Here is a 22,148-nt window from a genome sequence, read left to right as displayed (position 1 = left end):
GCGCCGTGCCGCTCACCAGTTCTGCTCGGTGCCGCCGCCCTCGCCGTCGTTGAGCCACCCCTCGGTGTCGCGGCGCTCCTCCTCGCCCTGCTGGTTGCGCTGCTCGAGGTCCTCCCGGCGCTGCTCCTCGGGGGTCAGCGGCTCACCGGTCTGCGGATCCTCGGGCTCACCGGTCTGAGGGTCCTCGGGCTCACCCGTCTGCGGGTCCTGAGGGTCCTCGGGATCTTGCGGGTCCTCCGGCTCCTCGGGCTCCTGCGGGTCACCCTCGCCACCGCCCTCGGGCGGGGGCGGGTTCTCGAGCGCCTCGCGCTTCTCGCGGGCTGCCGTCTCCTTCTCGACGTTGCGCTCGCGCGCCTCGTCGTCGTCCGGGCACTCGTTCCAGATCCGGATCTCGTTGGCGTCCTGGTAGAGCTCCTCGGCCTCGAGGTAGGACTCGATGGCGAGGTCCTTGTAGAGCTCGGGGTCCGGTGCCGTGCCGTCGGTGGGGACGTCGGTGCCGAGAGCGTCGAGCGCTCCCTGCTCACGCTTCATCCGCTCGACGTGGCCGTCGGCGACAGCCTGGGTGACGTCGCCCTGGAGCTCGTGGCCCACGGCGAGGTTCGTCTGGACGGCGCACACGGGCACGAACGAGCCGGCGGGGAGGTCGGCGAGGTCGGCAGGCGGTTCCGGAGCGAGGTCGTGCGCGGTGAAGAGCTCGTCGATGCCGCCCTGGAGGTTGTCGTCGCGCAGGAGCGAGGTGCCCTCGTCGAAGTGCACCTTCCACTGCTCGGCCACGTTGAACGTCTGCAACCAGTGGTAGCGGGACGCTGCGCCCTCGAAGTCCTCCTCGTCGTAGCGGTCGTCCGCCGCGTTCGCGATCATCGGGACGGACAGCGCCTTGCCCGCTGCGAGGAGGGCGACGAGCACGAGAGGGAACGTCCACCAGAACAGGCGCTTGCGCTTGCGCAGCCGCGTGGACCGGATGCGGGCGACGCGGTCGTACTCGAGGACCCTGCGGCGTTCCTCGGCCTGGTGCTCGAGCTCGGCGCGACGAGCCGCCTTGCGGTCCGGGCGCGTGGTGATGCGCGTCGAGACCTTGGTCGGCAGCTGGGGTGCGTACTGGTCGGACCTGTCAGGCATGGTGGACCCCCACGGTATGGCCGAGCCGCCGTCCGGCGTCCCACGCCTCGAGCGCGAGCAGGGCGGCGAGGACGAGCGCGAACGGCCAGAGGAGCATCTGGTAGGACGTGAGCGTGCGGCGACCGTCCGCCGCGATCTGCTGCGGGTCGATGTCCGCGACGAGCTGGGCGGTCTCGGTCGGTGCGGTGCGCTGGACGTACGGGATGCCCATCTCGTCGGCGATCGCCTGGAGCTGGGCGGAATCGATGATCGAGAGGGCGTCAGGGGCGCCGTCCTTCGTCGTGTCCTTGATGTAGTCGCCCTCGACGTCTCCGCCGTTGTTGAAGATGGGGTCGTACTCCTTCATGCGCCCGCCCTCCTCGGTGCCGTAGCCGAGCACGGCGCCCCCGTCGATGAGCGGGGCGAGGTCGGCGAAGGACCGGCGGTCGCCCTCGGCCGTGTTCTCGCCGTCGGTCATGAAGAACACGAGACGCACGTTCGACGGGTCCTGCTCGGACGCGCCGGTGAGGGCACGGGTGAGCTCGCTCAGGGGGCGGTCGACGAGCGAGCCCTGGGAGTAGATGGTCACCTCGCGCTCGAGGGTCTGCGTCCACGCGGTCACCGAGCGGGCGTCCGTCGTCAGGGGCAGCTGCCGGCTCGCCTGGGAGTCGAACGAGATGATCGAGTAGCGCGCCCCGGGGATGTCGGCAGCGATGCTCTGCATGTCGGCGCGCACGCCGTCGAGCCGCTGCGAGGTGCCGTCGTAGTCCTCGGCGGCCATGGAGCCGGTGCGGTCGACGACGAAGAAGACGTCGACCGCCGTGATCGAGGTGTCGGTCCCGGTTCTCGGCAGGCTCGGCGCGAGCCCGATGAGCGCGACGGTGAGGACGATGCCGAAGCGTCGGAGCCAGGCCCACGCCTCGCGGTGTCCCGTGCCGGACGGTCGACGGGCTGCGCGGACGGCGAGGAACGCCGTGAACCCGAGCAGCGGGAGGAAGATCGCGAGGAGGGCAGGGACGGGAAGGAGCGGCTGGAGGATCATTCGCGCAACCTCCACTGCACGGCGACGAGCAGCGTCACGCCGAGGACCGCCCAGAGGAACCACGGCCCGGCCTTGTCGGCGGACGTGACCTCCGGGGCGGCGTCGAGGTCGACCGCCTGCTGGGCCTGGACGTCGCGGACCATCTGCTCGACGGCCTGGGCGTCGTCGCTGTAGAAGTACATGCCGCCCGCACCCTCGATGGCTTCGCGGTACTCACGCTCGAGGCCCTCGCTGCCGCCCCACTCGGACGCTCCGTAGAGGCCGTTGAGGGAGATGCCGCGCTCGACGGTGAGGTCCACCGCCTCCTGGAGAGAGTAGATGGGGGCTCCCATGAGGTCGTTGTCGGTCGCGAGGATGATCGAGCGCGACCGCTCGGTCTCGGACTCGTCGAACTGCAGGGCGCAGCTCGCGAGGCCGTCGCCGATGAGCGAGGAGCCCTCCATCGTGCCGGTGGTCCCGGCGGTGAAGAGCATGTACCGGTCGAGCGCCTGCTCGTCGTCCGAGTACGTGACCGCCGGGTCGAGCGCCTCCGCGGCCTCGGTGAGCTGGTCCTGGACGAGCGTGTAGTCGTCTGTCAGCGGGAACACGGTCCGGGAGGTGGAGTTGAAGATCGACAGGGCGATGCGCTCCCCCTCGAAGCTGTCGACGAGCTCGGAGAACACCTGGACCATCTCGAGGTCGTACTCGAGCATGGAGCCCGAGACGTCGAGGCACAGGACGATGTCGCGGGTACCGAGCTTCTGGTTGACGACGGAGACGTCGACGGGTCGCGCGGCCATGACCGCGGCACCGACCGCCGCGACGACGAGCCCCGTCACGCCGAGCCACTGCAGCGCCCGGTAGCGCCTGACCCAGGTGCGGAACTCCGGGATCTGCTCGAGGTACTCGGAGTTGGCGACCCACACGGCCTCCTCCGGCCGGGCGCTCCGCGGGTTCCGGGCGAAGTACCAGGCGAGGACCGCCGCGGCGGCGACGAGGACGAGGACGACCGCGACGAGCCACGGCCACCGGATGGAGGAGGAGACCTGCTCCGCTGCGAGGATCACCATGAGGAGATCACCGTCCGTGCGCCGTCGAGCCCTTCGATGCCGGTCTCCTCCGTGGTGCGGGCGAACGCCGGCTGGTAGTAGCGGGCGATGAGGTTGGCGAGTCGGCCCGCACCGGTGAGGTGCTCGAGCTCGGTGAGCGTCATCACGGACGTGTCGACGCCGCGCCGCTTGGCAGCGAACTCGCGGACGATCGAGCTGAGCCGCAGGTGCAGCTCGCGCACGTCGATCTCCTCGGCGTGGAAGGCGCGCTCCACCTCGTCGACCTTCGCGAGGTAGAGCACGCGCATGTCGACGAAGGGGTCGCTGCCGGCCGCGTACGTCGCGGGCGGCGGTGACTCGAGCACGCGGTCCTCGTCGCTGCGCCGGCGGGTGATGACGAAGAGGACGATGAGCCAGACGGTGACCGCGACGATGAGCAGGACCGCGGTCCAGGCCCACCACGCACTGAACGCGACGGGGTCGACGATGTCATCGATGGGCACGTTTCTGCCTCCCCAGGAGATCGATGAAGCGGTCGACCACGTCGGTGCTGCTGTCCGCGATCATCCCTTGGATCTGCTGGCGCCTCAGGAGGTCCGCGACGAGCTGGCGGCGTGCGTGGACCACCTGGTCGGCGGAGTTCTGGAGCCCGCGCCGCTGCTGGAGGTACGGGGGGAGGTGGAGGTCGTCGTCGACGTCGCGCACCGGCTTCTTCGTGGGACCGCCGGTGATCGTCAGGGCCGAGGCGTCGGCGACGGCGAGGACCATGACTTCGTGGCGGACACGGAGCTGGCGCAGGAGCCGCTCGTGCTGGGGCTCCGGGCGCGCCTCGTCGGTGATGATGATCATGAGCGATCGACGCTGGAACGCGTTCATCGCGCGCTCGAGCGGTCGGTCGAGGTTGCTCGCCGGTGCGTCGATGTCGAACGTGTTCGCGAGCTGGTGGAGCATGACCTCGAGGTCCTGCGTGCTCGCGCGCGGCGGGCGCTGGACGAGCCGCTCGGCGTCGCCGGCGACGAGCGCGACCCGGTCGCCGCGGTCCCGCGCCAGGTAGGCGACGAGCGACGCCATGAAGACGGCGACGGTCGACTTCTCCTCGCCGCCGGCCGAGACGGCCGCCATGTTGCGGCCGGTGTCGACGACGAGCACGAGGTTGAGGTTCGACTGCCGCACGAACCTGCGGATGATGGGGATGCCGGCGCGCGCGCTCGACTTCCAGTCGACGTCGCCGACGTCGTCACCGGGGGAGTAGAGGGAGAGGTCGTCGAAGTCCTGGCCGTGGCCCTTGAAGATCGACCGGTGCCGGCCCTCGAGCAGGCCTGCCGCACGGCGGGCCACAGGGAGCTCGAGCCGAGCCCTGACCTGGGCGAGCCGTGAGATCTCGTTCATCGGTGCAGACCCTACGGTGTGGGTACGGCGTCGAAGATCGCGTCGATGAGCTGCTCGGGCTGCACGTTGTTGGCGAGCGCGTCGAACGTGCGGACGATGCGGTGCCGCAGGACGGCGTAGCGGATCGCCTTGATGTCGTCGGGGATGACGAACCCGCGGCCGGCCTGGATCGCGAGCGACTGTGCCACGCGCATGAGCGCGATCGACCCGCGGGGGCTCGCGCCGACGCGGATGTGGTTGGACAGTCCCTGGATCGGGCGGGGCCCGGAGAAGCGGCTCGTGTTGATGATGTCGACGATGTACCGCTTGATGGACGCGTCGACGTAGACGTCGTCGACGAGCCGCTGGAGGAAGCGGACGTCGTCGAGCGAGATGGGCGCGACGTCGATCGGTGCGGTCTGCCGACCGGAGGAGACGCGCTCGAGGATCTCGACCTCGTGGATCGCCCCCGGGTACGTGAGGACCTCCTTCATGAGGAACCGGTCCATCTGGGCCTCGGGCAGCACGTAGGTGCCCTCTTCCTCGATGGGGTTCTGCGTCGCGAGCACCATGAAGGGGTCGGGGAGCGGGTACTCGACGCCACCGATGGACGTCTGGCGCTCCTGCATCGCCTCGAGCATCGCCGACTGCGTCTTCGCGCTCGAGCGGTTGACCTCGTCGAGCAGCACGAGGTTGGCGTGCACGGGACCGAGCTGCGTGGTGAACGAGCCGGTGCCGTAGTTGTAGATCTGCGTGCCGACGATGTCGTTCGGCATGAGGTCCGGCGTGCACTGGATGCGGTGGAACGTGCCGCCGACCGCTGCGGCCAGGGTCTCGGCAGCCGTCGTCTTCGCGAGGCCGGGGACGCTCTCGAGGAGGATGTGCCCGCCGGCGATGAGGGAGCTGACGAGGGCGGTCCGCAGGGACTCCTGCCCGACGACCCGCTGCTCGAACACGTGGGTGACGGTGCCCAGGAGCTCTTTGGCCCTCTGGAGGTCTGCGGGCGTGATGCCGCCGTGGCCTGAGCTCATGGGGGACGTACCTTTCATCGCGGGGTCGGGGTTCAGTATGCCAGCGGACCCGGTCCTTCGACCCTTGCGGCGATGGGGCCGGGTACCCATGCACAACTCCCCTCCCCGTACCCTGGAGGGGTGAAGACACGCCAGCAGGACGGGGCCGTGGCGGCCCCACGCAGGCCTGCTCGGGTCCTTCTCGACGCGCCGAGGTCCTGGGTCGCGGTCCTCGTCGGCGTGGTGGTGCTCGCCCTCCTCGCGGTCGTCGTGGGCGGGGCGTTCTCGGGCGCGTTCGAGACGCAGCTCCTCCTCGACCCGGGTGCCGTCGTGCGGTGGGGCCTGCCCGTCACGACCGTCCTCGGCGAGCTCGCGGTGGCCGCGACGCTCGGCGGTCTCGTGCTCGCGGCCTTCGTCGTGCCGCCGGGCGTGGCGCTCGAGCGGACCCTGACCACGGTCGCGGTCGGCGCCGGGGTCTGGACGGTCGCGTCCCTCGCGCGCATGGTCCTCTCCGGCTCCAACGCGGTCGGCGTCTCGCTCGACGACCCAGCGTTCGGGGAGCAGCTCGGGGTGTACCTCACGCAGATCCCCGCCGGTCGCGCCTACCTCGCCATCACGGTGACGGCGGCGCTCGTGTGCCTGTCGGCCATGCTCACCCGCACGGCGACGGGCGCGCTGTGGACGGGCGTCCTGACCCTCCTCCCGCTCGTGCTGCAGTCGCTCATGGGCCACGCGGCGGGCTCGACGAGCCACGAGCTCGCAGTCTCGTCCCTCTTCATGCACCTCGTCGGGGCGGCGGTCTGGATCGGTGCCCTCCTCGTCATCGGCGTGCTCCGCACGTGCCGCGCGCTCACGGACGACGGGCTCGCCGTCCTCGTCGCCCGCTTCTCGCCGATCGCGTCGTGGTGCTTCGTCGTCGTCGCCCTCTCCGGAGCGGTCAACGCGCTCATCCGCCTCGGTGGGGCCGCAGGGCTCTCGACCGAGTACGGGGTGCTCATCCTCGCCAAGACCGGCCTCTTCGTGGTGCTCGGCGGCTTCGGGTGGGCGCACCGGACCTGGGTGGTCGGGAAGCTCGGGGCCGTCGGGACGGCCGAGGCCGCCGGTCCGCGCGCAGGCGCGAGCCCGACCGCCCTCTTCTGGCGCCTCGCCGGCGCCGAGCTCCTCGTCATGGGCGCGGTCTCCGGCGTCGCGGTCGCCCTCGGAGGCACGCAGCCGCCCGACGACAACTCGCCACCGGTCGACCCCACCCCGGCGTTCATCGTCACCGGCCGGGCGCTCCCGCCCGAGCTGACGTTCACCCGGTGGTTCACGGAGTGGCGGTGGGACGTCCTCCTCGGCTTCGCCTGCGTCGCGGCGCTCGTCGTCTACCTCCGCTGGGTGTGGCGGCTGCACCGGCGCGGCGACGCCTGGTCGCCCCTGCGCACCGCGTCCTGGGTGGTCGGGACCGTCCTGCTGTTCTGGGTGACCAACGGCGGACCGGCGGTCTACGGCTCCGTCCTCTTCAGCGCCCACATGCTCCAGCACATGATCCTGGCCATGGTCGTCCCGATCTTCCTCGTCTCCGGTGCGCCCATGACCCTCGCGCTGCGCGGGCTGGTCATCCGCAAGGACGGCACCCGCGGCCCCCGCGAGTGGCTGCTCGTCATCATCCACTCGCGCTACGGGCGCTTCTTCGCCCACCCGATCGTCGCGGCCATGAACTTCGCCGGGTCGATGATCGTCTTCTACTACACGCCCGCGTTCGAGTACGCCCTCTCCACCCACATCGGTCACATCCTCATGACCGTGCACTTCGTCATGGCCGGGTACTTCTTCGCGAACGCCCTCATCGGCATCGACCCCGGCCCGTCGCGTCCCCCGCACGCGCAACGTCTGCTGCTCCTCCTCGCGACCATGGCCTTCCACGCGTTCTTCGGCGTGACCCTCATGTCCGGCGAGATCCTCCTCGTGCCCGAGTGGTTCGGCCTCATGGGCCGCGAGTGGGGGCTGCCCGCGCTCGAGGACCAGCAGAAGGGCGGCGGCATCGCATGGGGCGTCGGAGAGCTCCCGACCATCAGCCTGGCCGTCATCGTCGCGGTCTCGTGGGCGCGGGACGACACCCGGCTCGCCACGCGCCGGGACCGCAAGGTCGACCGCGACGGCGACATCGAGATGGACGAGTACAACGACATGCTCAAGAAGCTCTCCGACCGGGACCGGACGGCTCGCTGACGGCTGCGCTCAGCGCAGGAGGTCCTCGGCGGTCCGCCCGATCGCGAGCGCGCTCGCCGCGGAGGCGTCCCGCGCAGCCGACGACATCCACCCCGGCCCTGCGGCGCTGAACCAGACCGCGGAGAGCCCCGCCCAGGCGACCACCCAGCGGAGAACACGCACGGTGGCGAGCCCTGCCGCGTCGGCGACGACGTCCACCTGGCGCTCGAGCCGGCCCGGGATCAGCGCGACGCCGTGGGTCGGGTTGCAGAGCATGTTCGCGTAGTCGAACGCCCGGTCGCCCACGAGACCTTTCGGGTCGATGGCCTTCCAGCGCGGTGCCGCCGCGTCGCCGAAGTCGAGGACGTTCGCATGGTGGACGTCGCCGTGGAGGATCACCTCGTCGCGGCGCTGGTCGAGCAGGTCGCGCGCGGTCGTCGCGGCGCGGCGCACGAAGCCGCGGTGCGAACCGGCGCCGGCGAGGAGGTCCCGGAACCACCGGTCGAGCGGGACGAGGTCGGACGACCGGGGACCGTCGCCTGCACCGACGGCATGAAGGTCGTGCACCACGGCGCAGAGGACGCGCGTCGCGCGGGCGTCCGCCAGGATCCAGCGCGGCGAACCGGCACCGTTCGTCGCCTGCGCCGTGAGGGAGCGCGGCCCGGTCGCGCGCTCGAGGACGACGGCAGGCCCGTCATGCTCCAGGACCCGGGCTGCGGCCCGGCCGCCCCAGCGGGTCATGAGGCTGTTTCCGCGGCGCTCCTCGTCGCTGAGCGCGACCTTGAGCATCGCCGGGACGCCCTCGTGGAGGACCGGCAGGAGATGGCTGCTGTGCGTCGAGAAGCCGTCGCCGTCGACGACGAGGTTCCAGCGGGCGACGAACGAGTCTGGATCGAGCGCCCTGGGGTCGAGATCGCGGGTGCTGTGGCGGGTGTCGGTGTCGGGGAGCGTGTTCACGGTCTTTCTACGGTACGTCCGGTTTCGTGCGCCGTCCTGGCGGCCCAGGGGTGCGCGCTCGGGGCTCCCAGCGCGCGCGGTGCACCGATCTGCGCAAGGGTTTCCCCCGGGGGTCACAGCACCAGCTGTCATCAGTCGTCGTCTACGAAGGAGTTCTCATGGGTTTCGGAATCGGTATCTTCCTCATGGTCCTGGGGGCGATCCTCGCGTTCGCGGTCCAGGACGCGATCAGCGGCGTCAACCTCGTGGTCATCGGCTACATCTGCCTCGGCGCGGGCGTCCTGTCGCTCATCATCGCGTTCGCCATGAACCAGCAGCGCACGAACACCACGCACCGCGAGGTCATCGAGCGCCGCGACGACCGCCTCCCGCCGGCGGTCTGACACGACCCGCAGCCCGACACCGCGGGCGGCGTCTCCGGGCGCCGCCCGTCTCAGTCCTCCGGCGGGCTGATCGCGTCGTCGGCCTGCATGTCGAGGTGGGGGCCGTCGGGGTTGAGGTAGTCGACGGTGACGTCGATCCCGAGGCGCGAGTCGTCGGGCACTCCCTGGTCCTCGAGACCGGTGATGATGCGCCAGCAGCGCTGCTCTGCGCCGACGATCCCGTCGATCCCGCCGTCGCACTCGACGGGGAACGTCGTCCCGGTCTCCTCGTCCATCGCTCCGGCGACGGCCTCGGCGAGAGCGTCCTCGGACACCGTGCCGGCGTCCTCGGCCTCGTCCGCGTCGTCCGTCTCTTCTGGTTCCTCGGTCTCCTCTGCGTCGGACGACTCGTCGTCCGACGACTCGGTCGAGACGCTGTCCTGCGCTTTCGGCTCGGTGTCCTCCGACGAGCAGCCGACGAGCGCTGCCGCGAGGAACGCAGCGCTGACGAGGACGGTCGTGCGGCGAGAGCGGAAGGTGGTGACAGACATGTGCATCTCCTGAGCTGGTGGACCTCCAACGTAGCCGTGGAGCGACCGCCGCACGCGCCTCCAGGGTGGTGTCAGGTCCCCGGGTCGAGGTACCCATGTCGAGCGTCAGACGCTCGTGCACTCCGTGCCGTCGAGGGTGAACGTCGGCTCCGCGCCCGGCGTCCCGGCGCCGAGGAACCCGAACGTCACCGTGCCGTGGTGGCCGATGGTCGAGTTCCACGCCGCACCCCGGGCGGTGACGCTGCTCCCGGTCTGGGTGAGCGTGGAGCTCCACGACTGCGTGATGGTCTCGCCGTTCGCGAACGACCACGTGAGCGCCCACCCGGAGATCGGGGTCATGGACTCGTTCGCGATGGTCACGTTGCCCTGGAACCCTGCTCCCCAGGAGTTCGACGCGTCGTAGTCGACGGAGCACGTCGCGACGGGTGCGTCGCCGGAGGAGAACGTCAGGATCGACGACGGCGGTGACGCGTTCCCCGCGGCGTCGTGCCCCACCACGTAGACCGCGTAGCTCGTCCCGGGCTCCAGCCCCGTGAGCGCGGCGCTCCCCGGGCCGCTCCCCGAGTACGGCACGGAGGCGAGGACGTCGTCCGTTTCGGCGTCGTGCACGGTGTGCTTCGTGACACCGACGGCGTCGGTCGACGCGGCGAAGGCGATGCCCGCGCTCGTCCCCGAGGCGGTGACGAGGCTCGGCGTGCCCGGCGCGGTGGGCGCGGTCGTGTCGACGGGCGGGTCCGTGGGCGGGTCGGTCGGCTCCCCGGTGCCCCCGCCGAACACGACGTCGGAGCAGTTGTAGAAGGACTCGGGGCTGTCCGAGCGCTCCCAGATCGAGAAGATGACGTGCCGACCGCTCTTCTCGGGCAGCGTCGCGTCCCAGTAGTACTCCGGCCCGGTCGCGCCGCCGGAGCGCACGGGCGGGTCGACGACGCGGTCGAACTCCTCGATGTCGTCCCACCCGAGCGGCTGCGACGGGTCCCACCCGTCCTTGGTGATGTACTGCGTCCACGAACCGGGGTGCTGCACCGTCGCGGCGTACTGGAAGGTGATCTCGGCGCCGGACGCCAGGGCGGTCGTCGGCCAGAGGTCGCTCGGCGTGTTGAACGCCTGGAACTGCTCGCCCGGCCCGCAGAGCTCGCCGTCCGGGATGGTCTCCTCGTGCTTGCCGTCGACGAGCGAGAGCAGGTTGCCGTACCAGGTGTAGAACGGGTACGAGCTGTACGCGAGCGCGTCCTGGCAGATCGCGTTCGTCGGCAGCATGTTCCCGCCCTGTCCCGCCGCCTGACCGCCGGCGAGGCCGTCGAGGTAGCACTGGTAGGTGCGGGTCGCGGGGAACGTCAGCCCGCCGTGGGCGTCGGCGGTCTGCGGCGCTCCGGCCACCACCGTTCCGCCGGCGAGGAGGCCGGCTGCGGCCAGACCGAGGACGAACCGGCTCGTGCGGGATCGGGAGGTAGTCATGATCGTCGGTCTCCTGCCAACCTGGACGGGCACCCGGGACGGGCGAGATGTCGACTGCGCGAGCCCTCAGCGTCCGTCGGGGTGCTCTGCCGGTCAACGCGCCTAAACGTTTCTGCGGCGGGTCCCGCCCGGGCCGGATCGACCCGGCTGCCGGTCCCTTCCGACGGGCTGGTGTCGGGGGCGGCGGCCATACTCGGACGACAACGAGCAGAGCGCGAGAGTCAGACAGGATGCCGGTGACGGCAGATGCGGGGGCGTCGGATGGATCACGAGGAAGCGCGAGAGATCAAGAGGCAGCTGGCGGACTACGTCGCGGAGAAGTACGGGGAGAGCGTGACCGCGAGCGGCGTCGGCGTCGCGGGCGCCGGGGTGGCGCTGGGCCTCTCGCCGTTGCCCGACGGTGGTTACGGCCTCGCCGTGCGGTACCGGCTCGGTGTGCCGAGGGCCCGGATGGTCGCCCGCAAGGTCGCGGAGCAGGTCGGTCCGGCGGTCGACGTGCGGCGGACCGGCCGGATCTACGCCGGACCGCGTCGCGCCGTCGGGCTGCGGACACCGGTCGCGACGGCGCTCGCGGTCGGCGAGACGGGCCGCGCCCGGCCGTTGCGCCCGGGGGTGTCGATCGCGCACCGGGACGTCACCGCGGGGACGCTCGGGGCTTTCGTCCGCGTCGACGGCGCGCTCCACGCCCTGTCGAACTATCACGTGCTCGTCGGCTCGCCCTCGGCCTCCGTCGGTGACCCGGTGCTCCAGCCCGGTCCCGCGGACGGCGGGACGGACCCGCGGGACCGTGTCGGGACGCTCGCGGGCTTCGTCGCGCTGCGCCGCGGCGCGGTCGCGATGGTCGACGCCGCGACGGCCCTTCTCGAGGACCCGTCGGTCGACCTCGACTACCCCGAGGTCAGTGCGATCACGACGACGGCCGAGGCCGTCGGCGACGAGCAGGTCCTCAAGGTGGGCCGCACCACGGGGCTGACCCGCGGCCGCATCACGGCGATCGAGCTCGACGACGTCGTCGTCGGATACGGCGACGAGCTCGGCGAGCTGCGCTTCGACGACCAGATCGAGGTCGAGAGCACGGGTGCCGGACCGTTCTCCCGCGGCGGCGACAGCGGCTCGGTCGTCTACCGGGCAGACGGCGTCGCACTCGGTCTGCTCTTTGCAGGGAGCGAGACAGGGGGCGACAATGGGACTGGGCTGACCTACATCAACCCGATCAACACCGTCCTCCGCGAGCTGGGGGCCACGTTGGCGGGCTGAGGCGGCCTCCCGGCCGAGATCCGACCGGGGGCTCCGACGCGAGGTGCACATGGCGGACCTGGACAAGGCGCGGCACGCGAAGCTCCTGCTGCGCTCCGAGCTCGCGGGCCGTGACGGCATCCGCGGCGTCGGCATCTCCCGGGGCGACGACGGCTACCGCGTGCAGGTCAACGTGCTGAGCGAGTCGGACCGCCGAGGGCTCCCGACGACCGTCGAGGGCGTCCCCGTGCTCGTCCGCATCAGCGGGCGCATCCACGCCGGCGGCTGATCCGCGTGCGTGACCGGGCCACGCCGTGCCCGGGTGGCACCGGACGCTGTGCGGACCGCGCTCCATCGTGTTCACTGGTCCCGTGACGTCGACAAGCCCTCGCCTCGCCCGTGTCCGCGCTTCCGAGCTCGTCGGCCGGGGGTGGCTCAACACCGGTGGCAAGGACGTCAGCCTCGCGGACCTGCGCGGCAAGATCGTGGTCCTCGACTTCTGGACCTTCTGCTGCATCAACTGCCTGCACGTCCTCGACGAGCTCCGTGAGCTCGAGGCCGCGCACCGGGACGAGCTCGTCATCATCGGAGTGCACTCGCCGAAGTTCGTCCACGAGGCCGACCCGGTGGCGCTCGCCGCCGCTGTCGAGCGGTACGAGGTGCACCACCCCGTCCTCGACGACCCCGAGCTCGTCACGTGGTCCGCGTACACCGCGCGGGCGTGGCCGACGCTCGTCGTCATCGACCCCGAGGGCTACATCGTGGCGCAGATGGCGGGGGAGGGACACGCGCACAACCTCGAGATCCTCGTGCGTGACCTCGTCGCCGAGCACGACGCGAAGGGCACCCTGCACCGCGGCGACGGACCCTACGTCGCCCCGGAGCCGACCGCGGGCACCCTGCGCTTCCCCGCGAAGGCGATCGCGCTGCCGAACGGCAACCTCCTCGTCGCCGACGCCGGTCACCACTCCCTCGCCGAGCTCCTCCCCGACGGCGAGACCCTCGTGCGGCGGATCGGCTCCGGCGAGCGCGGCCTCGTCGACGGACCGCCCGAGGAGGCACGGTTCAGCGAGCCGAACGGCCTGTGCCTCGTGCCCGACGAGCTGCGGTCCTTCCTCGGCTACGACGTCCTCGTCGCCGACACCGTCAACCACGCCCTGCGCGCGGTGGACCTCGAGGACGGGACCGTCGTCACCGTCGCGGGCAACGGCTCGCAGCTCATGGTCGGGGCGAGCGACAACGTCCTGCCCGATCCTCAGGCCGAGCCCGCGGCGAGCGCGCCGGGGACCACACAGCCGGGAGAGGCCGGCGAGCCAGAGCAGCCTGAGCGAGCGGGGGAGGCGTTCACGTCGACCCTCACGCTGACCTTCGAGCTCCCCGACCTTCCCGAGGAGACGGGCGCGACGCGCCCGCTCGTCGGCGGTGTGCCCTTCACCAACCCCGCTCAGCTCCACAAGCTCTCGTCGCCGTGGGACGTCGTGTGGGTGGAGCCGCTCGGCACGTTCCTCGTCGCGATGGCGGGCAACCACTCGCTCTGGGCCTTCGACGGCGAGGAAGGCACGATCGCGCAGGTCGCGGGCACGATGAACGAGGGTCTGCTCGACGGTCCGCTCTCGGAGGCGTGGTTCGCGCAGACGTCCGGCCTCGCCGTCGGGCCGGATCACGCCGTGTGGCTCGCGGACTCCGAGACGTCGTCGCTGCGTCGCGTCGAGATCGAGCCGGGCACCTCCCGCGGGTTCGTCACGACGGCGATCGGCGAGGGCCTCTTCGACTTCGGCCACCGCGACGGGCCGGCCGCGCAGGCTCTGCTCCAGCACCCGCTCGGTGTCGCGACGCTCCCCGACGGCTCGGTGGTCGTCGCGGACACGTACAACGGCGCGCTCCGACGCCTCGACCTGGCTACGGACGAGGTGACGACCCTCGCGACCGACCTCGCCGAGCCGAGCGGCGTCCTCGTCCACGTGGACGGTGACGCGATCACCCTCACCGTCGTCGAGTCGGCCGCGCACCGCCTCACGCGCATCGCGCTGCCCGCCCGGCTCGCGGGGCAGGTGCTCGACACGGGTGCGCACCGGACGCAGCGTCCGGTCACCGAGGTGGCGCCGGGCGAGCTGGCCCTCGACGTCGTCTTCACGCCCGCGGCGGGCCAGAAGTACGACGACCGCTACGGCCCCTCGACCCGGCTCCAGGTGTCGTCGACCCCGCCCGAGCTGCTGCTCGACGGGACGGGCGACGCGGTCGAGCTCACCCGCACCCTGCGGATCAACCCGGACGTCACCGAGGGGGTCCTCCACGTCACCGCCCAGGCGGCCTCGTGCGACGACGACCCGGACAACGAGTACCCCGCCTGCCACCTGGCTCAGCAGGACTGGGGCGTCCCGGTCCGGGTCGTCACGGGCGCACCGACGAGCCTCGTGCTGCCGCTGCACGGCTGAGCGGTAGGGGCCTCAGCGCCCGAGCCGGACCACCCCGTCGACCGACCCGACCTCGTCGCCGCCGGCGAGCCGGGCACGGAAGGCGACCGGCCCGTCAGCCCTCACGGTGACGGAGTCCTCGTGGCGCTCGACCGCGAAGGTCGTCACCCCGCCGGTCCCCGGGTGCACCACGCGCACGCTCCGGTCCGCCGTGCCCGGGTAGACGGTCACGAGGGCGTCGGCCGCGTAGTCGTAGTCGGGGCGGTCGGCACCCGGCCCGGTGACGAGCACCGCGTCCTCGCGGACCCACACCGGCACGCTCGCGAAGTCGTGCCGCTCGGTGCGCCACACGCCGCCGCTCGCCACCTCGTCCGTGAGGAGGTTCGTCCACGTGCCGGCGGGCAGGTAGTACTGGACGTCGCCCGCAGCGCTGAAGACGGGCGCGACGAGGAGGTCGCCGCCGAGCATGTACTGCCGGTCGAGGTGGTCGACCGCCGGGTCGCCCGGGAACGCGAGCTGCATGGGGCGCATGACCGGCAGCCCGCGCTCGTGCGCCTGCAGCCCCGCCTCGTAGAGGTACGGCATGAGCTCGAGCTTGAGGCGGGTGAACCGGCGCGTGACGTCGACGGCGCTCTGGCCGGGAGCGTCGGGCGCCGACTCGTCGTCGAACGCCCACGGCACCCGGTAGCTCTGCGAGCCGTGCAGGCGGGAGTGGCTCGAGAGGAGGCCGAACGCGACCCAGCGCTTGAAGACAGCCGGGTCGGGTGAGCCCTCGAAGCCGCCGATGTCGTGGCTCCAGTACCCGAAGCCGCTCATCGACAGGGACAGCCCGCCACGCAGGCTCTCCGCCATGGACTCGAACGACGACGAGCTGTCGCCGCCCCAGTGCACCGGCATCTGCTGCCCGCCGGTCGTGGCGGACCGTGCGAAGACGACAGCGTCGCCGGCACCGCGGACCTCCTCGAGGACGGAGAAGACGGCCTCGTTGTAGAGCTGCGCGTACCAGTTGTGCATGGCGTGCGGGTCGGAGCCGTCGTGCCACACGACGTCCGTGGGGATGCGTTCGCCGAAGTCCGTCTTGATGGCGTCGACCCCTTGCGCGAGGAGCCCGCGGAGCTTGTCCTGGAACCAGTGGGTCGCGGCGGGGTTGGTGAAGTCCACGAGCGCCATGCCCGCCTGCCACATGTCCCACTGCCACACGCTTCCGTCGGCCCGCCGCACGAGGAAGCCGGCCTCGGCGCCCTCGTCGAACAGCGCCGAGCGCTGGCCGATGTACGGGTTGATCCAGGCGCTCACCCGCAGGCCACGCTCGTGGAGCCGCGCGAGCATGCCCACAGGGTCGGGGAACACGCGCGGGTCCCACTCGAAGTCGGTCCAGCTGAACTCGCGCATCCAGAAGCAGTCGAAGTGGAACACGCTCAGGGGGAGGTCCCGCTCGGCCATGCCGTCGATGAAGCGGTTGACGGTCGCCTCGTCGTAGTCGGTCGTGAACGACGTCGAGAGCCACAGGCCGTAGGACCAGGCAGGGACCTGCGCGGGCCGGCCCGTGAGGCGGGTGTACCGCTCGAGGATGTCCGCGGGCGTCGGGCCGTAGATCACGAGGTACTCGAGCGTCTCGCCGGGCACGGAGAACTGGACCTGCTCGACGGCCTCGCTGCCCACCTCGAACGACACGTGCTCGGGGTGGTTGACGAGCACGCCGTAGCCGCGGTTGGTGAGGTAGAAGGGGATGTTCTTGTAGGCCTGCTCGCTCGACGTGCCGCCGTCGGCGTTCCAGATGTCGACACTCTGACCGTTCTTGACGAGCGGTCCGAACCGTTCGCCGAGGCCGTAGACGCTCTCGCCGACGCCCAGCGAGAGCTGGGCGTGCATGTAGGCCGCTGCGTCGGCGAGGCCGGTGGTCGTCACTCCTGAGACGCCCGCCGGGCCGGACGGCACCGGCGCACCCGGGGCGAGGCCGACGTGCGCGAGGGACTTGTGCCCGCTGCGGGTAAGGACCGTCCCGGCCGCCTCGAACGTGAGGTTCCACGGGGCGCCGGGTGTGATGCGGGCACGCAGCGGACCGGACTCGAGGACCCCGCCGGACGCGTCGGCGGTCGCCCGGCCGTGACCGGGCTCGGACCCGAGCAGGTCGAAGCCATCCGCGGACGGGTCGCCCCGGTGGTGCTGGCTCCGCACCGAGACGACCCCCTCCATCGGGCTCGAGAGCGTCACGGTGAGCACCGGACGGTTGAGCGTGTCCCCACGACGGGTGATCACCCCGGTGGGTGCGACGACGACGAGGCTGTCGCCGCGCGACGACGGCACGGCCTCGATGTCGTAGGCCTCCTGCGCGTACCGCGCGTCGACCCCGGGGCGGGTGTGCCAGAAACCGTCGGTGAACTTCATGTGCGTGCTCCTGCTGTGGTGCCCCGGGCTCGGGACGGGCGGGTGGGTCGCGTGGCCGGGACGGTGCCCGCCAGCGGACGGTCAGGTGGCGTCGACGCTCCAGGACGGAGAACCGGACTCGCGCACGACGGCTACCCCGCGGGGCGCGACCGTGAGCGCGTCCTCGACGGTCGTGCCGCTCACAAGCTCGACGCCGGCCGGTCCGGCTGCCCCCTCGCCTGCGGTGCCGGCGGCACCGGCTGCGCGCAGCGTCCGCGGCGCGTCGCCGTGGTTGAGGACGAAGAGGTAGGTCCCGTCGCGGCCGTGCCGGCGCACCGTCTCGAGCTCGGGGTCCCCACCGGCGACGGTCGGCTCGATGCCGAGGTCGTACGTGAGGTCGGCGAGGAAGCGGTCGAGGGAGTCCTGGTCGAGGCGCGTCGAGACGTACCAGGCGTCGCCCTCGCCCACGGGGTGCCGCGTGACCGCGGGCGAGCCGGCCACCTCGCCGTCGGCGTACGTGGCGACCACCTCGGCGCCGGCGAGCTCGACCTGCTCGGACCACGTGCCTGCCTCGGAACCGTCGCTGAGCCGGACGGTCGCCTCGGGGTCGAGCGGGTGCAGGTCGGTCACCCGCACGCCGAGCAGGTCCCGCAGGACGCCGGGGTAGCCGCCGGGCACCACGTGGAGGTTCTCGTCGGCGATCCCGGAGAAGTACCAGGTCACCAGGGTGCCGCCTGCCTCGACGTACGCAGCGAGCGCCGCGGCCAGCTCTGCCGAGACGGCGAACATGCTCGGCACGAGCAGCAGCCGGTAGCGCCCGAGGTCGCCGTCGGGTGCGACGAAGTCGACCGGGAGCCCAGCCTGCCACAGCGCGCGGTGCGTCGAGCGCACGGCGTCGGAGTAGTCGAGGTGGTCGGACGGCAGGTGCGTGTTCTCGAGCGCCCACCACCCCTCGGCGTGCCAGAGGATCGCGACGTCGGCGTCGAGGATCGGCCCCTCGGCGGGAGGGGCAGCGACCTCGGCGATGCTCGCGAGGATCCGTCCTAGCTCCTGGACGCCGCGGTGGCTGGGGGAGTCGGGGCCGACGTGGGAGACGAGCCCGCCGTGCCATGCCTCGGCGCCGGCAGCGGGCGCCCGCCACTGGAAGAACAGGGCGCCCTGGGAGCCGCGTGCGACGTAGGAGAGGGAGTTGCGGATCATGCGGTCCGGCTCCTTGTGTGCGCGCCACCCGGGCATGGTCGAGCTGATCGTCGACTGCTCCATGAGCAGCCACGGGTGCTGGCCCGCCCACGACCGCGTGAGGTCCGAGGCGTACGCGGCGTGCGTCTCGCCGTCGAGCGTCAGCGTGTCGAGGTAGTGGTCGATCGACACGATGTCGAGCTCGGCGGACCAGCTCCACTGCTCCAGGTGGTTCCACGTGGGCAGCATGAAGTTCGTCGTGATCGGCGCGGTCGAGCCGGCCGCCCGGATCTCGGCGCTCTGCTCGCGGAGCGCGTCGAGCATCTCGTCCGAGCAGAACCGCTTGAAGTCGACGCTCTGCGTCGGGTTGTGCAGGTACTGGGTCGCGCGCGGGGGCTGCACCTGCTCCCACGCGGTGTAGCTCTGCGACCAGAACGCCGAGTACCAGGCCGCGTTGAGCGCCTCGAGGGTCCCGTACCTGCGGCGCAGCCACGCGCGGAACGCGACCGCAGCGTGCTCGGAGTGGTCGAACGTCCCGTACTCGTTGTGCACGTGCCAGGCCCGCAGGGCCGGGTGCGCGCCGTACCGTTCCGCCAGCGCTCTGGCGATCCGCCGGCACGCCTCCCGGTATGCGGGCGCGCTCATCGCGTACGTGTCGCGGCTCCCGTGGGTCAGTCGCGTCCCGTCCGGCCGCACCGGCATGGCGTCCGGGTGCGCGACGGAGAACCACGGCGGAGGAGAAGCCGTCGGCGTCGCGAGGATGACACCGATCCCCGCCGCGTCGAGCAGCTCGATGATCCGGTCCATCCACCCGAACGTGTACTCGCCCTCGCGTGGCTCGAGGACCGACCAGGAGAACACCCCGATCGTCACGGCGTTCACCCCTGCCGCGCGCATGAGCTCGATGTCCTCGAGCCACACGTCCTCGGTCCACTGCTCGGGGTTGTAGTCGCCGCCGAACAGGAACCTGTCGGTGGAGAAGGCGCGTGCGGGAACGGTCATCGGGGATTCCTCGTCTCAGATCGGTTCGGCTGGGCCGTGATTGCGTTCACGGCCCGGAGCCGGGGCGTGCTCGCGGCCGTACCGCGTGCGTGGTGGTTCAGCGCCCGTCGGGCCCGAGCCACTCGTGCTCAGGCGGGCGGAGCGCGTCGAGCTCGTCCCACAGGTCCTGCGGCACGTGCACGGACGCGTGCTCGACGGCGCGTGCGAGGTGCTCGGGGCTGGACGCGCCGACGATCGTCGACGCGATCCGCTCGTCCCGGGCGCCGAGCTGCAGGGCGGCCGCGGCGAGGGGGACGCCGTGGCGCTCGCAGGCGTCGTGCATCGCGGTCGCAGCCTGCAGGACGGCGGGCGACGCCGGCCGGTAGGCGTAGGACCCGCCAGGCCCGGGCCGGGTGGCGAGGAGCCCGCCGCCGAAGGGTGCGGCGTTGAAGAGCCCCACCTGGTGCTCGGCGCACGCCTCGAGGATCCCGCGCGCGGAGCGGTCGAGGAGCGTCCACCGGTTGTGCGTGACGGCTGCGTCGAAGAGCCCGGTGCGGACGTAGCGCTCCATCATCGCGGCAGGGCCGCCCGCGACGCCGACGAAGCGGACGACACCCGCGTCGCGAAGGTCGAGCAGCGCCCGGACGGGACCGTCCGGTGCCATGGCCTCCTCGAAGGTGATGCGCTCCGGGTCGTGCAGGTGCACGAGGGGCAGCTGGTCGAGGCCGAGGCGTTCCTGGCTCTCCCGGACCGAGGCCCGCATGCGCTCGCCGGAGAAGTCCGTCGAGCCGTGCGCGGGGTCGGCCTTGGTGATGACGAGGGTGCCGGTCGACGGGGCGCCGGTACCGCGCGCGGCCCGGAGTGCGGCCCCGACGCGCGCCTCGCTCTCGCCGTAGTTGTTCCCCGAGTCGATGGCACGGACGGCGCCGCCGAGGGCGAGAGCGAGGACGTCGCGCTTGGCCGCAGAGTCGTCGCCCTGCCCGAGGCGGGACGTGCCGAGGGTGAGCGGGCCGACGACGAGGTCCGTCCGGCCGAGAGTGGTCGAGTCGTTCATCCTTTGAGTCCTCCGCTGATGAGGTCGAGCCGCCAGAAGCGCTGCAGGAAGAGCATGAGCAGCACGAGCGGGATGATCGAGAGCGCAGCGCCGGTGATGGCGAGGCTGTAGAGCGCCGGCTCGCCCGAGCCCTTGGACAGGAGCGTGTAGAGGCCGACGGTCAGGGGGTACATGCGCTCGTTCGAGAGCATGACGTAGGGCAGGAGGAAGTTGTTCCACGTGCCGACGAACTGGAGCATGAAGACGGTGACCATGCCGGGCACCATCATCGGCAGCACGAGCGAGACGAACATCCGCGCCTCCGACGCGCCGTCGATCCGGGCCGCTTCCATCATCTCGGTCGGGACGGAGGACATGGCGTAGACCCGGGCGAGGTAGATGCTGAACGGCGAGATGAGCGTCGGTAGAAGCACCGACCAGTAGCTCCCCGCCATACCCATCTTCGACATGAGGAGGTACTGCGGGATCGCCAGCGTGATGCCCGGCAGGAGGACCCCGCCGAGGATCGCATAGAAGATCGCCTGGCGGCCGGGGAACTCGTACTTGGCGAGAGCGAACCCGGCCATCGTCGAGATGAGCGTCGAGAGCACGGAGCCGAGCCCGGCGTAGAAGAGGCTGTTGAGAGCCCACTGGCCGTACTGGCCGTCGCCGTACGCGAAGAGGTTCTGCAGGTTCTCCCACAACCCGGTGCCGGGCGCGAAGGTGAAGGTCGAGAAGAGCTCGGACCGCGACTTCGAGGCCGCGATGATCACCCAGGCGACGGGCAGGAGGGTGTAGAACGCGCCGAGCAGGAGGATCGCGGTCGGGATGGCCCGCCCGCGGCGTCGGCCGGTGGTGCGCATCTCGTGCTGCAGGCGTGGTCGCTTGTCCACGGGCATGGGCGTGGTGGGCGTGGTCGTCGTCATGAGTCGTCTCCGAAGGCGCGCTTCTGCACGAGGCGCAGGACGAGGAGTGATACGAGGAGGGTCCCCACGGCGAGGACCACGGAGGAGGCGGCCGCCAGCGGGAGGTCGTCGCGGACGAACGCGTCGCGGTAGATCTTCATGAGCGGCACCCAGGTCTGCGAGATCTCGGAGGTCATGGGCCGCAGGGTCGTCGGCTCGCCGTAGAGCTGGAGCGTGCCGATGAGGGAGAAGATGCCGGTGAGGACGAGAGCGGGGGCGACGAGGGGGATCTTGATCTTGCGGGCGATCTGCCACTCGGTGGCGCCGTCGAGCCGGGCCGCCTCGTAGACGTCGGACGGGATCCCGCGCAGCGACGTGTAGATGATGATCATGTTGAAGCCGACGCCGCTCCAGATCGCGATGTTCGCGACCGAGGAGAAGAGCATCGTGCCGTCGAGGAAACCGATCGTGCCCCACCCGAGCTGCTCCGTGATGTAGCTGAACGGGCTGGTGGACGGCAGGTAGAGGAATCCCCAGAGCAGGGAGGCCACGACGCCGGGTACGGCGTACGGGATGAAGATCGCGGTGCGTGAGAAGCGCGTCGCCTTGGCCCGGGGGAGGTCGAGGAGCAGCGCGAAGAGCAGCGCCAGCCCGAGGGTGAGGGGGATGGCGATGGCGCCGTAGACCGCCAGCCGCGTGAACCCGGCGAAGAACTCGGGGTCCGTGAAGGTCGAGACGTAGTTGGCGAAGCCGACGAACACCTCGCGGCGCTGGCCGAACGCACCGCCACCGGTGAGGCGGAAGCCGCGCAGGCTGAGGTAGACGGCGTAGACGATGGGCACCGCGAGGAAGGCCACGAACAGCAGCATCGACGGCGCGAGGAAGACGTAGGGGGCCAGCCGGCGGCGCCGACGACGGTTCTGGGGCGGGGCGGTGCCCGTCACGAGCATGCTCGCGGCGTCGGTCTGTGGT

At 71.4% G+C, this 22,148-nt stretch carries 19 protein-coding genes; 5 read left to right on the top strand and 14 right to left on the bottom strand.

The features are described from left to right. Positions 1-12: 12 nt before the first annotated feature. The 6 genes from ABKW26_RS00590 to ABKW26_RS00565 are packed head-to-tail and all read right to left on the bottom strand — an operon-like array spanning position 13 to position 5,567. Complete coding sequence (locus ABKW26_RS00590) at positions 13-1,119, bottom strand: hypothetical protein (protein ID WP_348590447.1); 1,107 nt, start codon at positions 1,117-1,119, stop codon at positions 13-15. Then, a complete protein-coding gene (locus tag ABKW26_RS00585) occupies positions 1,112-2,140 on the bottom strand; it encodes a vWA domain-containing protein (RefSeq protein ID WP_348590445.1) in 1,029 nt (342 codons plus the stop codon). Before ABKW26_RS00585 ends, ABKW26_RS00590 begins: the two co-directional genes overlap by 8 nt. After that, positions 2,137-3,189: a VWA domain-containing protein gene (locus ABKW26_RS00580; protein ID WP_348590444.1), complete on the bottom strand. Its 1,053-nt coding sequence runs from the start codon at positions 3,187-3,189 to the stop codon at positions 2,137-2,139. The genes ABKW26_RS00585 and ABKW26_RS00580 overlap by 4 nt, the downstream gene beginning before the upstream one ends. After that, positions 3,183-3,671 (bottom strand): hypothetical protein, encoded by a 489-nt coding sequence (locus ABKW26_RS00575; RefSeq protein ID WP_348590443.1) that lies wholly within the window; start codon positions 3,669-3,671, stop codon positions 3,183-3,185. The genes ABKW26_RS00580 and ABKW26_RS00575 overlap by 7 nt, the downstream gene beginning before the upstream one ends. Next, a complete protein-coding gene (locus ABKW26_RS00570) occupies positions 3,658-4,557 on the bottom strand; it encodes a DUF58 domain-containing protein (RefSeq protein ID WP_348590442.1) in 900 nt (299 codons plus the stop codon). The genes ABKW26_RS00575 and ABKW26_RS00570 overlap by 14 nt, the downstream gene beginning before the upstream one ends. A gap of 11 nt (positions 4,558-4,568) precedes the next feature. Continuing rightward, positions 4,569-5,567, bottom strand: a complete 999-nt coding sequence (locus tag ABKW26_RS00565) for a MoxR family ATPase (protein ID WP_348590441.1) — start codon at positions 5,565-5,567, stop codon at positions 4,569-4,571. A gap of 120 nt (positions 5,568-5,687) precedes the next feature. Here ABKW26_RS00565 and ABKW26_RS00560 point away from each other — a divergent pair, with 120 nt between their 5' ends. Further along, positions 5,688-7,757 carry a cytochrome c oxidase assembly protein gene (locus ABKW26_RS00560; protein WP_348590440.1) on the top strand — a complete coding sequence of 690 codons (2,070 nt, stop codon included), beginning with the start codon at positions 5,688-5,690 and terminating at the stop codon, positions 7,755-7,757. 9 nt (positions 7,758-7,766) lie between these two features. On the opposite strand, the gene ABKW26_RS00555 is transcribed toward ABKW26_RS00560, so the two are convergent. Continuing rightward, positions 7,767-8,693 (bottom strand): aminoglycoside phosphotransferase family protein, encoded by a 927-nt coding sequence (locus ABKW26_RS00555; protein WP_348590439.1) that lies wholly within the window; start codon positions 8,691-8,693, stop codon positions 7,767-7,769. Between the two features lie 158 nt (positions 8,694-8,851). Here ABKW26_RS00555 and ABKW26_RS00550 point away from each other — a divergent pair, with 158 nt between their 5' ends. Further along, the gene (locus ABKW26_RS00550; protein ID WP_348590438.1) at positions 8,852-9,076 is read left to right on the top strand and encodes a DUF6458 family protein; all 225 of its coding nucleotides are present in this window, start codon (positions 8,852-8,854) and stop codon (positions 9,074-9,076) included. Positions 9,077-9,126: 50 nt separating this feature from the next. Here ABKW26_RS00550 and ABKW26_RS00545 read toward each other — a convergent pair whose 3' ends face one another. Together ABKW26_RS00545 and ABKW26_RS00540 are read right to left on the bottom strand one after the other, a co-directional pair. Beyond that, entirely contained in the window at positions 9,127-9,606 is a 480-nt protein-coding gene (locus ABKW26_RS00545; RefSeq protein ID WP_348590437.1) for a hypothetical protein, read from the bottom strand. Positions 9,607-9,711: 105 nt separating this feature from the next. Then, complete coding sequence (locus ABKW26_RS00540) at positions 9,712-11,061, bottom strand: lytic polysaccharide monooxygenase (RefSeq protein WP_348590436.1); 1,350 nt, start codon at positions 11,059-11,061, stop codon at positions 9,712-9,714. Positions 11,062-11,322: 261 nt separating this feature from the next. Between ABKW26_RS00540 and ABKW26_RS00535 the strand changes: the two genes are divergently transcribed. The 3 genes from ABKW26_RS00535 (at position 11,323) to ABKW26_RS00525 (ending at position 14,732) form a co-directional block, all read left to right on the top strand. Further along, complete coding sequence (locus ABKW26_RS00535) at positions 11,323-12,318, top strand: hypothetical protein (protein WP_348590435.1); 996 nt, start codon at positions 11,323-11,325, stop codon at positions 12,316-12,318. A 49-nt stretch (positions 12,319-12,367) separates the two neighbouring features. Then, positions 12,368-12,586, top strand: coding sequence for a hypothetical protein (locus tag ABKW26_RS00530; RefSeq protein ID WP_348590434.1), 219 nt, complete (start codon positions 12,368-12,370; stop codon positions 12,584-12,586). Between the two features lie 82 nt (positions 12,587-12,668). Beyond that, positions 12,669-14,732: an NHL domain-containing thioredoxin family protein gene (locus ABKW26_RS00525; RefSeq protein WP_348590433.1), complete on the top strand. Its 2,064-nt coding sequence runs from the start codon at positions 12,669-12,671 to the stop codon at positions 14,730-14,732. Positions 14,733-14,744: 12 nt separating this feature from the next. Here the strand turns inward: ABKW26_RS00525 and yicI are convergent, their stop codons facing one another. The 5 genes from yicI to ABKW26_RS00500 all read right to left on the bottom strand — a co-directional run bounded on the left by yicI (position 14,745) and on the right by ABKW26_RS00500 (position 22,126). Then, positions 14,745-17,099, bottom strand: coding sequence for an alpha-xylosidase (gene yicI, locus ABKW26_RS00520; protein ID WP_348590432.1), 2,355 nt, complete (start codon positions 17,097-17,099; stop codon positions 14,745-14,747). A gap of 81 nt (positions 17,100-17,180) precedes the next feature. Continuing rightward, positions 17,181-19,259: a beta-galactosidase gene (locus ABKW26_RS00515; protein WP_348590431.1), complete on the bottom strand. Its 2,079-nt coding sequence runs from the start codon at positions 19,257-19,259 to the stop codon at positions 17,181-17,183. A 97-nt stretch (positions 19,260-19,356) separates the two neighbouring features. Continuing rightward, positions 19,357-20,292 carry an aldo/keto reductase gene (locus tag ABKW26_RS00510; RefSeq protein WP_348590430.1) on the bottom strand — a complete coding sequence of 312 codons (936 nt, stop codon included), beginning with the start codon at positions 20,290-20,292 and terminating at the stop codon, positions 19,357-19,359. Further along, entirely contained in the window at positions 20,289-21,197 is a 909-nt protein-coding gene (locus ABKW26_RS00505) for a carbohydrate ABC transporter permease (protein WP_348590429.1), read from the bottom strand. The genes ABKW26_RS00510 and ABKW26_RS00505 overlap by 4 nt, the downstream gene beginning before the upstream one ends. Next, the gene (locus tag ABKW26_RS00500; RefSeq protein WP_348590624.1) at positions 21,194-22,126 is read right to left on the bottom strand and encodes a sugar ABC transporter permease; all 933 of its coding nucleotides are present in this window, start codon (positions 22,124-22,126) and stop codon (positions 21,194-21,196) included. Before ABKW26_RS00500 ends, ABKW26_RS00505 begins: the two co-directional genes overlap by 4 nt. Between the last annotated feature and the right edge of the window lie 22 nt (positions 22,127-22,148).

The organism is Sanguibacter sp. 25GB23B1, assembly GCF_040012415.1.
GTDB lineage: Bacteria > Actinomycetota > Actinomycetes > Actinomycetales > Cellulomonadaceae > Sanguibacter.
This window is presented reverse-complemented; position numbering and strand designations above follow the sequence as displayed.

What these genes read in the sequence shown, in the direction of transcription:
- ABKW26_RS00540 (WP_348590436.1), bottom strand. Translation starts at nt 11,061, where the DNA reads ATGACTACCTCCCGATCCCGCACGAGCCGGTTCGTCCTCGGTCTGGCC.
- ABKW26_RS00530 (WP_348590434.1), top strand. Translation starts at nt 12,368, where the DNA reads ATGGCGGACCTGGACAAGGCGCGGCACGCGAAGCTCCTGCTGCGCTCC.
- ABKW26_RS00585 (WP_348590445.1), bottom strand. Translation starts at nt 2,140, where the DNA reads ATGATCCTCCAGCCGCTCCTTCCCGTCCCTGCCCTCCTCGCGATCTTC.
- ABKW26_RS00550 (WP_348590438.1), top strand. Translation starts at nt 8,852, where the DNA reads ATGGGTTTCGGAATCGGTATCTTCCTCATGGTCCTGGGGGCGATCCTC.
- ABKW26_RS00590 (WP_348590447.1), bottom strand. Translation starts at nt 1,119, where the DNA reads ATGCCTGACAGGTCCGACCAGTACGCACCCCAGCTGCCGACCAAGGTC.
- ABKW26_RS00505 (WP_348590429.1), bottom strand. Translation starts at nt 21,197, where the DNA reads ATGACGACGACCACGCCCACCACGCCCATGCCCGTGGACAAGCGACCA.
- ABKW26_RS00510 (WP_348590430.1), bottom strand. Translation starts at nt 20,292, where the DNA reads ATGAACGACTCGACCACTCTCGGCCGGACGGACCTCGTCGTCGGCCCG.
- ABKW26_RS00580 (WP_348590444.1), bottom strand. Translation starts at nt 3,189, where the DNA reads ATGGTGATCCTCGCAGCGGAGCAGGTCTCCTCCTCCATCCGGTGGCCG.
- ABKW26_RS00515 (WP_348590431.1), bottom strand. Translation starts at nt 19,259, where the DNA reads ATGACCGTTCCCGCACGCGCCTTCTCCACCGACAGGTTCCTGTTCGGC.
- ABKW26_RS00545 (WP_348590437.1), bottom strand. Translation starts at nt 9,606, where the DNA reads ATGTCTGTCACCACCTTCCGCTCTCGCCGCACGACCGTCCTCGTCAGC.
- ABKW26_RS00565 (WP_348590441.1), bottom strand. Translation starts at nt 5,567, where the DNA reads ATGAGCTCAGGCCACGGCGGCATCACGCCCGCAGACCTCCAGAGGGCC.
- ABKW26_RS00570 (WP_348590442.1), bottom strand. Translation starts at nt 4,557, where the DNA reads ATGAACGAGATCTCACGGCTCGCCCAGGTCAGGGCTCGGCTCGAGCTC.
- ABKW26_RS00535 (WP_348590435.1), top strand. Translation starts at nt 11,323, where the DNA reads ATGGATCACGAGGAAGCGCGAGAGATCAAGAGGCAGCTGGCGGACTAC.
- yicI (WP_348590432.1), bottom strand. Translation starts at nt 17,099, where the DNA reads ATGAAGTTCACCGACGGTTTCTGGCACACCCGCCCCGGGGTCGACGCG.
- ABKW26_RS00500 (WP_348590624.1), bottom strand. Translation starts at nt 22,126, where the DNA reads ATGCTCGTGACGGGCACCGCCCCGCCCCAGAACCGTCGTCGGCGCCGC.